Here is a 14,512-nt window from a genome sequence, read left to right on the forward strand (position 1 = left end):
TTTATCTAGCGAATAATTGTTTAACGACTCGCTCTGTAGCTTTCCCATCTTCTAGGTAACAGAAACGGTCTTGGAAACTTTTAAACGCTTCAGGTGAAACATGTCCATTTTCTAGCGCATAATCGATTGCTTCAAATAAGTCTTCCTCATTTTCAACAATGGGTCCCGGTGCATCTTTTTCAATATCAAAATAAAAACCTCTTAGACGATCTCGATAATCTTCGATGTCGTACATATAAAAAATAATCGGTCGATTCAGGCCCGCATAATCAAAAAAGACCGAAGAATAATCCGTAATTAATATATCACTCACCAAATATAATTCCGCTATATCGGGATAGGATGAAACGTCTTTCACGAAGTCTCCGTATGCGGTAAAATCAAAGTTTTCAGCGACAAGATAATGCATTCTCGTCAATAGAACGAACTCGTCCCCAAAACGTTCCTTCATCTTATCTAATTCAAATTGAAATGTAAATTTATATTGGCCTACCTTGAAATAATCATCGTCCCGCCATGTAGGTGCGTAAAGAATAATCTTTTTATCCTTCGGAATTTTAAGCGTCTCTTTAATGTCAGCAACTTCGGTTTCACTAGCCGTATATAGTTTGTCATTCCGTGGATAGCCACTCTCTATCATTACCCCATTAAACCCAAATGCACTCCTAAATATTCCACTTGAATAGTTGTTTGGAGAAATGAGATAGGACCAATTTTTTGATTCTTTTAGTATATCTTCTTTATAAGTTTTTCGGGTCGATCCCGGGATATGAACTTCATCAATATCAAGACCTAACTTTTTTAAGGGCGTCCCGTGCCATGTTTGTAAATAAGTTGTCCCTTTCGGTCTTGGCATCCAAATGGGTAGCCGCACATTGTTCACCCAATACTTTGCTCTTGGCTTCATTAAAAACCATTTCGGTGAAAAGCGTTTAACATAAGGAATTCCAAGCGCAGTAAAAAGAGGTACGCTGCCGCGGTCAATACTCCATACCAATTTATAGTTCGGATGTTTTTTGGCTAGATATTCATAAATAGAACGAGGACTATCGCTGTATTGTTTTCCATGAAAACTTTCAAAAATTATCAAGTCTTTCTTTTTTGGCAATAAACCAAGTGCTAGAAAGACAATTTTAAATAACGATAGTGTTATTTTGGATTTTTTAATTTTTGTTAACACATTTAATCCCTCAATTCCGAACGTCTAAAGCGCAAAGCTAATTATAACAGAGAATTTATCATGTTTCATTTAAAGCAGTAAACAATTTAAGTATAAAAAACAAAAACAAACCGCATCTTCGTTGCTTTCGAAAAAGTAACGAGGATACGGGTAGGCTTTAATTCTTCACTTTTTAACCTTTGTTAACTTTTGTTAAATCTCGCTTAATTTTAGTTGTTGAAATACCGACAGTTCTTGGGAGATAGATAACTTCACAACTTTCCTCTAAGAAGTCGAATTTCCCTTTCCAATCATCGCCCATTACGAAGACATCAACGTCATGATCTTTAACGTCTTGTACTTTTTGCTCCCATGTATCTTCAGGAATTACTTCATCGACGTAACGGATTGCTTCAAGAATTAGCTTACGTTGTTCAAAGCTATAGTATGCTTTTTTACCTTTTAGCGCATTGAATTCATCAGATGAAATTGCAACAATTAAATAGTCGCCGTATTCTTTCGCGCGGCGGAGAATGTTTATATGGCCAGTGTGAAGTAAATCGAATGTTCCGTATGTGATAACTTTTCTCACGTTTTAAACCTCCGTTAGTTTGTATGATTTTCGAAATATATATATATTGTGTTATTAGTAGACTTTTAAATGAAATTGGCACCTATTATATTAACATACATTTCTATTATACATGATTTATACCTAAAATCATATAGCAAGAATCTCCAAGTCATTCGACAAAAAATGACCATACACGACAATTGTGTATGGTCATAGACTTTTAGTTATTAATTTTAATAAACTCCGTTCCGTTTTTACCGCCACTTACCCAAGCTTTTTTGCCATTGTAAGAGATTTGATACCATTCGTTACTTCGTAGAAGTTTATTGTTTTTATCCAAAGATCCTGCTAATAAAGTTCCGCTATTCACTCGCGCAATAGGTGTATTTGATGTGTTCGGGTCTGGACGAATCGCTAATGTCGAACTACCTGTTGATACTTCTAGTAAATTCAACATTGTTACATAGCTACCGTGAACCCAACCAGTTTTCCCATCGTACTTAACCTTGTACCAAATTCCGTTCGTTCCAAGCATTTCGATTTTGGAGGCATTTGGAATACTGCCAACAATTTTTGAACCTGTACTCGGTCCTTCACGTAAATTTAAATTATTTGGCGTTTCTGTCAACCCGTAAACTTCACTTGGATAATCAATCGTCGTTCCTGGATTTGGTGTGCCGCCGTCATAATAATCAGGGTCACCTGATTTCGCCGGTTGATTGACATACTGTGGAACATCATAAATCAGGACATATCTATCCAATAAATCATAGATTCGTTTAATGTTAGAGGTTTGTTTTAGCGCCCAAGCGACATCTGTTGCATATTGTGGATGCCCTGGATTAATTGGGTTCCATCTCATCTTATACAAAGTATCTTGACCTCTTGCAATATACGTATTGATAAATTTTGCGCCACCAATAATCGCTTCTTCTGGTGTAAACCATCCTTCATCGAATGCTTTTTTCGCACCACAGTCTAAAGGACAGCTATCAACAGCACCGATACCGTACATATTGTAAACCATAAATACCGCATCTTTCGGCGCAACGACCTTTCCTTTACTATCAACCGGAACTCCTTGCGCCAGATCGGAGCTACCGTTTCCTGTTTCTAATAAAGCGTGTGAAATCAGATACGCCTCGTTGACATCATAGCTAGTACCAGCATTAATGAATGCTTGCGCCTTACCTGTAAGTGTTCCATGATTATTCAAAATCTTAAGGTTTACTTCTTCAGCATGTAGCGCTGCTGGTTGCGATAATACTAGAAATTGATAATAGTCTGCTGAATTAATATTAAAGTTCGACGCGTTAATATAATACTCAACTTGTGGTCTTGAAGCATTTACCCATCCACCGCTTTTGCCGGAAACTTGGGGCGCTCTGCCCATTTGAATATCAACAGCTCTGTTAAAGTCAGTATCATATTGTGTTGTTTTGGTGATCACGCGGTCTGTACTGACATCTTTTTGATGTATGTATCCGGTAACTGACTTACCATTTACAGTAACTGTCGTCGAGTACCAATTCGGTGAAAAAGTTCTAAATTGCACATAAGTCCCTTTAGTAGAACTCTGTAGTACACCCGATTTTTTAGATGCTCTCGAATAAATATTAGTAGGCGATGCTACTGCAATTCCTTCAAGTGATTCACTCTCATCAAAAATTCCCTCTACATGGCTTGTATGAATATAACCTTTTACACGCTTACCACTTATAACAACGGTTGCTTCATACCAATTACTTGATAGTGTTTTGTATTGCAAAATTGTACCTTCCGCATACGATTTAAGTGCTGGTGCACCCGTTGACGGGCTGGAATAGACAGACGTTTTATTTTGAATGCCGATTCCTCGTAAGCTAATCTGATTATCTACAGTTGCATCAACGTGGCTTTTATGGATAAAACCGGTTCTTGCTTTTCCGCCAACATAAACGGTCGCTTTGTACCAATCAGTTGTATAGTTTCTATACTGTAGAATTGTTCCGCCACTATAGGATTTTAATGCAGCCGAATTGGTAGAAGCTCTGGAGTAAACAGCTGTCGGGTTAAGGATAGCAAGTCCCTTCAAAATCTCATCAGATTCTACCCCGTTTTCAACATGGGATTTATGAATATATCCAGGAGTTCGCTTCCCATTAATTATTACAGACGTTTCATACCACTCACTAGTAAAAGTTTTATAGTGTAGCAGGGATCCAACTGAATAAGTTTTCAACTTCTTGGAGCCCGTAGATGCAGTTGCATAAACCGCCGTTGAAGCTTGTAAACCAATCCCCTGCAATAATGTTTGAGTCTCAACCGAAGTGTCAACGTCTGCTTTACTTATAAATCCGCTATGTTTTTTCCCCTTCACCGTGACAGACGTCGTATACCAATCCGCGTTATGCGCTCTGTACAGCATAATGGATCCTTCGCTATACGATTTCAACACATTTGAGCCTGGTTTAGCTTCATCATAAACGTATGTTGGACTTTTCAACGCCACCCCTTTTAAGATTTGGGATGCTTGCGCTGTGCTTCCTCCTATTGGAGATAACACCAATGACAAGATAATCATAAAAAAACTAACGAATACTATTATTCTTTTTTTAACATTACTCAAAAAGTAAAACGCCTCCTCCATCTTAGAATCTCTTACTAGATTCATTATGGAAAGGAATACTCAATATGTAAAGGGTTTTTGTTGAAGTTCGCAGATTTCCATCAAAAAAAGTTGATTTTCCGTATTATAAAAGCGGGAGTTTGACTAAACCCCCGCTTCCATTCTTCCATTTAGTCCAAATACTTAATTCTACCTGTAAAGAACTGTGTAAGTTTTGTTTGATAAAATAGAAATGCCCAGCCGATTGAGGTTGAGATTGTTAGGAAAACCATTATGATGACATAGCTGAAAAAGTTTTCGCCAAACGTCAATGAAAGCCTGACGAAGTATGAGATGGTAATCATATGGGTCAAATAGATGAAAAAGGAAAAATGACTAATCATAACAAGCATTTTACTATTGTAATTAAACTTTCGAATTAACGCGACTAACAAGAAAAAGACACATACTGCAAATAGCATCATATCGTACCGATCACTGGAAATTCTTGTGTAGCCTCGCACTTTAATATCATAAAGAATTAGACAATACGAGAATATAGTAGCTGCGATAGGAATCCAGATTTTATTGTTCAAGAAACTGAATATCCGGTCATAGTATTGCCCGATGTAAAAGGCGACTACAAAGTAAAACAGCCATGAGAAAATATGAACTCGATACCAAAATGGAAAGTTCGTTTCAATGAATTCCTTATATCCAGGCGTATGTACATATGAATATATGTGGATGAATGAGATAATAAACGACAAGATTAAAGGGATTATTGGTTTTACCCTGGCTAAGTATTTTCCTATTAACCAGTGTAATATGTAAAACTGGAATATAACTAGTACGAAAAATCCGTACCAATGGCCAAATACTACTTTATGGGTGAAGACTTCTAAAAACGAAGTCCAGTCTTTTGCCGATGCTCGGTAACTGACGATTGCACCTATGAGAACATAAGGGATAAATATGTATCGCAGTCTTTTTCGGAAGAACCCTTTTGGAAGCTTTGTTGGATAGCTTCTGGAAATCAAAGTCTCTGAGATTAAAATGAAAATCGGTGTCGAACATAGTAGCGCATATCGAATGAACACAATATATTGATCAGATGTTAAATCCACTTCGACGTTTTTTAAGTAGTTTGAAATAGCATGTGTGGCAACGACAAAAATACATGCGATTGCTCGTATTATATTTATTTCATTTAAATGTTGTTTTGGTGTATTCACTAGTTTGTATCTCCCTGCAAGAGGTATATTTATAATTAGTAACGAGTACTTGAAGAATCCATTATTCAAGCACTCGTTTTTATCCGAATCATTGTTTTCCATTGCGGACGATGATCCTGCTGGAGTTGCTGCCCCATTAGCGCAAACTTATGATCTCGTTGTAAATTCTTTCGTTGTTAGAGGCGTCGATTTGGTCGAATACTAAGTGTTTTTTATCGGTAATTTCTTGTTTTTCCGTAAACTCATTGACCAAATAATATTCGATGGCGTTGATTATCGCTTCTTCTGTTTTGCAAATATCACCTAAAAATGTTTCTTCAATCGGTCTTAAAATACCGTTTTTGAAAAATGTATCTGAGTCGAAGTGGTAGAATATAATTGGCTTAGACATGTAATTGAAATCGAATGAGACGGACGAATAATCTGTGATCATTAATTTGTTTTCAATTAATAAATCTTGAACGTTTCTTTCACCTAACTCGATAATAGACACACGGTTTGTTTCCAACGCCTCGAAATGCTCGATAAATTGCTGCATACGGTAATGTGGGTAAACATTCAAATTCACATCATGCTTGTTCAGCAAATTCAAAAGCCTTTCATTTGAAATCAAGCCTTTATAACGCTCGAAATATTCCGATGCCATAAAGTCTTCTTCCGTATTCAACCATTCTCTCCATGTCGGGATTAACAAAATGGATCTATCTGCATCATTCTTTTCAAGTAATGCATCGAAACGTGAAAGTCCTGTGATCATAACTTCGTCGTCCTCATAACCCATTTCATCTTTTACCATTTCTTTCTCTGATTCCGAACTCACGCAAAACATTTGAAATGGGTCAATATAGTAATATTTATGGTATTCAACATTTTTTCGTCCAAGTACACCGTGTTGGAGGAAAACCCTTTTCCCTTTCCGATAATTATCCATCACAGTGCTTTTCACCGGCAATATATATTCTATATCATGTGAGCCAATAAAAGTCGTGGCAAGTAAGGCCGTTTTTAAATGTTCCATAGATCCTAGAAGTAACACATTGCCTAAATCCTCAATATTTTTCAGGTCTGCCGAGTTTTCATCAATTGCATAGTAAACCTTTTTTTCCGGATGATTTTCCCGACAATATTTAAAGAAATGATAACCCGTATCCTGTGCGGTATCTGGACGTTCTCCGATTATCCACACATCTTCATTCCGATTTTTGAATCTGTCCAGATGAACGCCGTACTTAATATATCGCATCATTTCTTTGGTATACGTATAGCTTTCGATTTTTATATTTCCTCGTGGTGTTAGCGTTAAATAGTTTTTATAGTATTGGTGATTTTGTTGATATGAATACTTCAGACGATAGTCATCTTTATAGTATTTATACTTTTGTAATCCCAATTTCCGTTCAACTACTTCATTCTTGTAGTGAATTTGAATATACAAATCAAGAATATCTTTATTGTTTTGTTGGAGCCCGCAAATATTTTCGAGTGGGATTTCTACATAGAACCCAGCGTATTTATAGTCGAATCCCCCGCCTGACAACTTCTTTTTGCCTATGATATTTTCTAACGGTATGTTCAACTCTGAATCACTTTCTCTGTTTCTAATAATTAGGAAGCGATTCATCGAATTTTTCTCATTGAAACTTATCGCCTCAAGGTATGCATATCCACCTATACATAACTTTTTATTTCTAATTCGATATGAACTTAAATCGCGATTTATCGTCAAAGAACTTAATGAAATCGACACATGTCCATGTAGTGTTCGATAAAAGAACAATTGATAAAGGTTTTCGTCTTCAATTTTTTTACGTGTATCATATGCAAGTGAATCTGTTTCCTGATCTTTTTTAACCAGAAATCTAAATAAATGGTCGGATCCGCGGATATTAAGTTGCAAGTAGATATCCCAACGAGAATTTTCAAGTTCTTCACTTGGTAAAAGGTCTTTGTAATCCAATTTAAAACTAAGTTCATAGCCATTTTCCGATTCATTCAAAGTGACGGGAAATGACGATAATTCATCTGTATTTCTTTGCCTTAATATTAAAAGATAACTCTGCTGCTTTTTATGTTTTGGTAAATTTTCTTTTTTTATGACTCCCTGGAGCGAAACGATGTCAGATTGAACCTTTCCAACCAAGTTTTGTACAGAGATATTAGATAGTTTACATTGAAGCGATAATGAATCATTTTTCGTTCGGTAACTAATTAGTTGTCTAGACTCTTTTTCAGTTTCACGAAACAATGGGTCCTTATCAATCATTGCATTCTCATGTAATTTCACCCTAAAAGTTCGTTTATCGGCTAACAGTAAATAATAGTCATAAATACCTTTTAGCGACTCAAGCACATGAATATCCACTTTTGATTGCCATGAATCTTCATTTAGCCATCTGATTGGGAATTCATATTGCAAGGTTGACGCACGTTTTTTTACTACTAACGAAACATACTTTTGCAATTCCTTCTCAACCTTAGCCGAACCTTCAATTAGTATACCTTCGTCACTATTGGAAATCTTTTTCACATGGTTTGTGATTTTTTTTGAAGTAAAGCTGTTTAACACGTCATTCATTTCATTTAAATGTCCAGATTCATCAACTTTCAACGATGTTATACTTATGTTTCCGTATTTAGTGATGTATGGTTGAATTGTTAGTTCATGATTATTTTCTATGATAGAATGTTTTTGTAGGTCAATCTGGGCTTTAGCTTCAGTCGATAGACGAATTTCAAAGTTATTTATAGCTATGAAAAAACTCCATTTGCCTATTTCTTTTTCCAATAAGCTAGTTATTTCCGTCAAATTTACTTCAGTAGTTAACACATTCTCCTCAGTGAGCGTGCAGTTAAATTTATAAGTCTTATTCGAGTTATACATGTCTTTCACAACAAATCTATAATTGCTATCGTTATTTTTCACTCCGCGACCTGTTAATCTTACTTGCATCAAATTGCCATTAAAATCTAGTGAAGACACTTTAATATCACCGATTGTCAAATGACGAACTTGGTTGTTCATGATTCTTAGTACTTTTTTTGCTATATGTACTATGCTGCGTCTGCCTATCATGTTCATCCTCCTATAATTCCCCAACACAGAAATACCAATTACTCTACATTAAATTGATTCACTGATCATGTTTTTTAATTATTAAATACTAATGATATACTTAATCCACTTTTATTTTACTCATAGAAGAATACCATAAAAATTGTTTTTTCGCCTACAATACTAAATTCAACTCTTCATTCTACATGTATCAATAATTTATGTACAAGGAGAATCACCATGAAATCTATTTCAATAATAATGCCTATTTATAACACCGAGGAATTTTTGGTTCATAGTATTCAATCTGTGCTTCAACAAACATATCAAAACTTCGAACTGCTTTTACTGAACGATAATAGTGAAGATAATAGCAAAGAAATTATCGAGAATTACATGAAAAATGATCATCGAATTAAAGCACACCACTTCACCGATAGACATGGTGTAGGTGCTGTGCGGAATTTCGGCATTAACATGGCTACCGGGGATTATATTTACTTTCTTGATAGTGATGACTATTTGGCTCCAAGCACTTTACAGATACTGATTGAAAACATTCATAACTTTGATTTAATATCCGGAAGACTGATGAGGGCAAACGTTAGTCTAGAACATGCTGCTATTAGCAACGACCAAGACAACCAGGATATTAAAATATATACAAACAGGAAATACAGATTAATTCGAAACAATTCCGTTTTGAACCGTTTATTTACCAAACGTTTTTTGGCAGATAACAATATAAGGTTTTCCGAAGACGTAGAGAATTATTCGGATTTATCATTTTTGGTTCATGCATTCTCAATTGTTCAGGAAGTTCCCTATACAAAAGAGAGCATCTACTTTAAAAGAAGGCGTAACGATCCTATTTCGAACCCCTCTCTCCTTCAAACTGGCATGCCGGGGCGAATTAATGACTTTACTCATGTGTATATGCATTTAAAAGATAATTACTCTAGTGATGAAAAGGTTAATTTGTTTTTGGATCGTCAATTATTCAACTTTTATCGTAGGCAAATTGTCGCCTACTTCAGAAACAATCAAAATGTAGATGAGGTTTTCTCTGTTTTAAGTGACGCAATGGTGAGATTGAATTCCAATCTTGTTCAGAAAAGTCCATCTCGAACAAAAAAAGAGATCAAAGCGATTCAAACAGGTAACCTAATACATTATAAAAAAGTAAACTTAAAACATCAGCGACTTCGTAATCTTAAAACAGCTTTAAAAGGGCGTAGACGACTTTATATTCAACTATACCGTTCCCTCTTTATGAAGATGCCTTTAAAGAAAAAAACAGTTGTTTTTGAGAGCTTTTTAGGGAAATCTTATTCAGATAGCCCCAAGTATATTTACGAATACATGATTGAAAATAAAATGGACTACAACTACGTTTGGATATTTAATGAGAAGAAGAATATCCCTGGCAATGCGTCTCAAGTAAAAAGATTTAGTTTAAAGTATTTTTATTACCTAGCTCGAGCTAAGTACTGGGTGAGTAATTCACGGCTTCCGATCACTTTAAATAAAAGAGAAGGCAATGTGTATTTACAGACTTGGCATGGGACTCCCTTAAAACAATTAGTGTTTGATATGGTTGACGTGTATTCCGCTGACCCAAAATATAAATCGAATTTTTATAGACAATCTAGAAGATGGGATTACTTAAGTTCACCAAATGCATATTCATCTGCAATATTCCGCAGTGCGTTTAAATACGATAAAGAAATGCTAGAGTTTGGTTATCCTCGAAATGACATTTTATATACAAAAAATAATCCAGACAATATAAATGAACTGAAAGTTTCTATGCGAATTCCAACAGATAAAAAGGTTGTTTTGTATGCGCCTACTTGGCGGGATGATGAGTTCTATTCAGCCGGTAAATACAAATTTACACTTCAGCTTGAACTCGATAAGTTACAGGCCGAACTCGGTGATGACTATATCGTCTTACTCAGAATGCACTATTTCATTGCCAATCAATTGGACATATCGGAATATAGCGGTTTTGTTTACGACTTTTCAAGTTATGATGACATTGCCGAACTTTACTTAGTTTCGGATGTTTTGATAACGGATTATTCTTCCGTATTTTTTGATTTTGCGAATTTAAAACGACCAATTCTTTTTTATACTTACGATTTAGAAAATTACCGGGATAAGCTTAGAGGATTTTATCTTGATATTGAAACAGAAGTCCCGGGTCCTCTGCTTCGTAATACAGAAGAAGTTATTCATGCAATCTCCGATATTCAAAATGTCCAAAAAGATTACGCGACTAGATATGATGCTTTTTATGAACGATTTTGTAAGTGGGATGATGGGAAGGCTTCTGAGAATACCGTAAAGGCCGTTTTTAAATAATCACCAAAGTATGGAAGTTGGTTGCTTCCATACTTTTTTTCTTTTACCTATGCTTTTCCTAGCATTTACCAATGGACTTTTTTAGTGTATTCTTGTTTATAACATTTACAAGATTCAGAGATAACGGAGGATGAAGATGCAAACGCGGAATCGAAATTTAAAAGTTAAACTTGTTTTCAATGGCATTATTTTTTCTAGTCTTTTCATTATGGGCATGCAATTTACACCGTTTCGATTTATGGATAAAGAAGCTTTAATTGGACCACTCATTATTTTGACGGCCATTTTAATCTACTATTTAATTTTTAATCGAGAAATAATCATCACGAAAAATTCACTGTTAATCGCTGCTCTTTCTGCACTTTTCTTTATGTATTATATTGCAAACATTACTGCGCGGGTTCCTTTGAAGCCTGCTTATATGATTTATTTAGCCATTATTTTTGCAGTTTTTCTTTTCATAGGCACGTTTAAAAATAAAGTCCTTTTCTATCCAGCATCGATTATTTTTGTGTTCTTATATGTAAATCTACTATTCTTGCCTAGGATCCTCACACATATGAGTTTAACGAATGCGAATTCAAACGGTATTATCGCATTTTTATTGTTGTTTTTTTGTATTATTAATTTTAGAGAATCGAATTGGATTCTTAGAATCATAAACATTTATAATACCTTGTTTTTACTCTATGCACTTTTCATGGTTGCCACTTCGCGTGCAGCGATGCTGGCATTTCTAGTTTCAGTCTTTATTTACCTAGTCGTGAAGAAATCGCATAGATTCGTTTTTCCGTTCATCGCACTACTCATTGTCGGTAGCCAAGCCTTTACATTGTTTTATTTAAAAGCGAAAGGCACAACTATAGGGATGAAATTGAATGCATTAACGGAAAAGTATACCGGGAAAAGGTTTTTCTCAGGGAGAGACCGGGTTTGGAAAGAGTCCCTTGAGGACGTTACCAATTCCGGAAACATTTGGACGGGCCTTGGAAATAACACTCAACACGGCGAATTTAACGGTTATTTACATAACTTTTACGTACAATTATTTTATCAATCTGGAATTATTGGTTTGCTATTAATGTCCGCACTGCTTTTGGCAATTGCATATGTTGCGATGAAAGTTAAAAGAGACACGATTGATCATAGTTATAAGATTTTATTCGCCTATTTTGTCGGCATACTTTTCTTACAAATATTCGAAGGACATCTCATTTATAAATTCGAACTAATTTCTATGTTGTGTTGGATCATAATTGCTTTGTTTGTCAATAAAACGCTACTGATGAATTTTAATAGTAATGAAAAGCGACTCTAATAGGGTCGCTTTTTTGTTTGATTATCAATAAATCCTTCAATTACTAAGATTATAATTTCCCTCCCAAAAAGTGAGATTCTTGTAGTATAATAGACTATTACTCGAAGGGAGCTTTAAAAAGGAGAAAAGAACCACTATTTCATTAAGAGTTTTCTGTCTAGCGTTAACATTGCAATATTACTTTTATGGAGGATTATGAATGGATCGATATTTAAAAACAAGTATTTATATAATGATTTTTGCCTTACTTATACAACTATTTCCTGCTGTATCTTTCGCGGAAGATGAATTGGTCGAAGAACCTACGGAAGTCTTGTTGTATGCATCAGAAAAAGGTGGACAAATTGCACTTTACGAAGATGAGCGTGCTGAGAAAGTATTGGCTTATATTCCCGATTCCACTTCTGTTGAATTGCTTAATTCACAAGAGGGGTACTCACAGGTTCTATTTATTCCTAAAATTCCTGATGATGAAGCCAATTCCTCGATAGTTGGTTTTGTTCAAAACGTTCATATCGTCAATCCCGATGATGTAGAAGCGTTTCTACAAAAAAGGGATAATGAGGGGATTATTTTAGAGGATCATGAAGAAACCGATCTTGAAGAAATTGACAGTGAAGACAACGTAATTATCGATGAACCAGGCGATTCAACCGATTCGACCGATAATACCGAGCTTGAAATTCAGCACGAAGAGAACTTACTTGAAGAAGAAGAGATAAATCTAGAAGAAGAAATTGATACATCAATGCCTTCGATACCTGAAGCAGAAGATCAACAAGTCGAAAAACGCATGACTTCCTTAGCGGTAGCTTCCACTCCTACTTTACAAGGTGTGGCTCTCAAAAGTTCGACAAAAATCTACTCTGGGATGTCAACGGGGTCTTCTGTTTTGAAAGCTTATAAACAAGGACACATCCTTAAATTTAAATCACATACTGCTGATTGGTATATTGCTACAGTCTACATAAGTGGAAAACCGCAAACTGGGTATATTCATCTGAATGACGTGGATCTCCTAATCGAGCAAAAGCGACTTGTCGGGTACGCGGCCGTTCAACCGGTGCATGTTTATCAAAGTCCCACGCAAAACAACGGTGTTCTTAAGAGTTATAATCGCGGAGCTAAGCTAATTTATCGCACTTTTTCTTCTCAGTGGCATCAAGCGACAGTTATTATTAACGGTCAAGCGCGGACTGGGTATATTCATGTGAATGATGTCGGTCCTGAATTACCTGTAACTCAGGCTCCTATAAGAGGATTGGCTGTTTCTAAAGTTGTTTCTGTATATAGTTCTACATCAACGAACTCATCCGTTTTGAAATCATATTCTCAAGGACATATTCTTCTTTATCGTCCATATAATAGCGCTTGGTACGAGGCGACGGTTTATGTGAACGGAAAGGCTCGAAAAGGGTATATTAATCGTAATGATGTTGAAAATATTGTGACTAACCAAGTAACCGTTAGAGGAGTTGCAGTTAATAGTCCGACACGGGTTTATTCAAAGGCATCTACTTCGGCTTCAACCTTGAAAAGCTATTCGTTTGGTAGAGCGCTCATTTATCGCACATTTACCGATAGTTGGTATGAAGCGACGGTTTACGTGAACGGAAAACCTAGTACAGGATATATTCATAAGAGTCATGTCGTTAATGTTACCGGGAAGAAGATAGTCTTAGATCCTGGTCACGGCGGTTCGGATCCCGGTGCACAAGCATTAGGTCTTGTTGAGAAGGAACTGAACTTGGATATCGCTCTTCGAACAAAGAACTTATTGGAAAGTGCCGGCTTTAGTGTCGTCATGACTAGAACAACGGACGTATTTGTTTCATTAGCAGGAAGAGCTGAAATAGCGAACAGTTCAAATGCCGATATTTTCATCAGCATTCATGGAAATTCGTTTAACGGCGCTACACAGGGTGTCGAAACTTTCTGGTATGGCAAGTACGAAAAAGCGAATAGCATGCGACTTGCGCACGCATTGCAAAACAATGTGGTTAGTAAAATGAATATGTCCTATCGAAGAGTTGCTGAAGGTAATTTTCATGTCATTCGAGAAACGAAAGTTCCGAGCGCTCTTTTAGAAGTTGGATTTATCGATAACCCAAGTGATGCAGCAAAGTTGAAACAAAGTAAATATAGGCAATTAGCTGCTGAGGGAATTATGCTTGGCGCATTGGATTATTTTAGGTAACTTTTAGAGGTACCTTTTAGAGG

Annotated in this window: 8 protein-coding genes; 3 read left to right on the forward strand and 5 right to left on the reverse strand. The window is 35.9% G+C overall.

All coding sequences use genetic code 11. The features are described 5' to 3' along the window. Position 1: 1 nt before the first annotated feature. From J4G36_RS10940 to J4G36_RS10960, 5 genes are all read right to left on the reverse strand, one after another. Positions 2–1,180, reverse strand: a complete 1,179-nt coding sequence (locus J4G36_RS10940; protein ID WP_210470030.1) for a CDP-glycerol glycerophosphotransferase family protein — start codon at positions 1,178–1,180, stop codon at positions 2–4. Between the two features lie 172 nt (positions 1,181–1,352). Further along, positions 1,353–1,751 (reverse strand): glycerol-3-phosphate cytidylyltransferase, encoded by a 399-nt coding sequence (gene tagD / locus J4G36_RS10945; RefSeq protein ID WP_210470031.1) that lies wholly within the window; start codon positions 1,749–1,751, stop codon positions 1,353–1,355. 202 nt (positions 1,752–1,953) lie between these two features. Next, positions 1,954–4,341, reverse strand: a complete 2,388-nt coding sequence (locus tag J4G36_RS10950; protein ID WP_246880482.1) for an SH3 domain-containing protein — start codon at positions 4,339–4,341, stop codon at positions 1,954–1,956. Between the two features lie 170 nt (positions 4,342–4,511). Beyond that, a complete protein-coding gene (locus J4G36_RS10955) occupies positions 4,512–5,555 on the reverse strand; it encodes an acyltransferase family protein (RefSeq protein ID WP_368668753.1) in 1,044 nt (347 codons plus the stop codon). Positions 5,556–5,691: 136 nt separating this feature from the next. Then, complete coding sequence (locus J4G36_RS10960) at positions 5,692–8,628, reverse strand: CDP-glycerol glycerophosphotransferase family protein (RefSeq protein ID WP_210470034.1); 2,937 nt, start codon at positions 8,626–8,628, stop codon at positions 5,692–5,694. Positions 8,629–8,847: 219 nt separating this feature from the next. On the opposite strand from J4G36_RS10960, the gene J4G36_RS10965 reads away from it, so the two are divergent. From J4G36_RS10965 to J4G36_RS10975, 3 genes are all read left to right on the forward strand, one after another. Beyond that, positions 8,848–10,974 carry a bifunctional glycosyltransferase/CDP-glycerol:glycerophosphate glycerophosphotransferase gene (locus tag J4G36_RS10965; protein ID WP_210470035.1) on the forward strand — a complete coding sequence of 709 codons (2,127 nt, stop codon included), beginning with the start codon at positions 8,848–8,850 and terminating at the stop codon, positions 10,972–10,974. Positions 10,975–11,110: 136 nt separating this feature from the next. Continuing rightward, entirely contained in the window at positions 11,111–12,292 is a 1,182-nt protein-coding gene (locus tag J4G36_RS10970) for an O-antigen ligase family protein (protein ID WP_210470036.1), read from the forward strand. Between the two features lie 199 nt (positions 12,293–12,491). Next, positions 12,492–14,489: an N-acetylmuramoyl-L-alanine amidase family protein gene (locus J4G36_RS10975; RefSeq protein ID WP_210470037.1), complete on the forward strand. Its 1,998-nt coding sequence runs from the start codon at positions 12,492–12,494 to the stop codon at positions 14,487–14,489. Positions 14,490–14,512 lie beyond the last annotated feature (23 nt).

The sequence above is a fragment of the Sporosarcina sp. 6E9 genome, from assembly GCF_017921835.1.
Lineage (GTDB): Bacteria > Bacillota > Bacilli > Bacillales_A > Planococcaceae > Sporosarcina.

What these genes read in the sequence shown, in the direction of transcription:
- J4G36_RS10975 (WP_210470037.1), top strand. Translation starts at nt 12,492, where the DNA reads ATGGATCGATATTTAAAAACAAGTATTTATATAATGATTTTTGCCTTA.
- J4G36_RS10960 (WP_210470034.1), bottom strand. Translation starts at nt 8,628, where the DNA reads ATGATAGGCAGACGCAGCATAGTACATATAGCAAAAAAAGTACTAAGA.
- J4G36_RS10965 (WP_210470035.1), top strand. Translation starts at nt 8,848, where the DNA reads ATGAAATCTATTTCAATAATAATGCCTATTTATAACACCGAGGAATTT.
- J4G36_RS10970 (WP_210470036.1), top strand. Translation starts at nt 11,111, where the DNA reads ATGCAAACGCGGAATCGAAATTTAAAAGTTAAACTTGTTTTCAATGGC.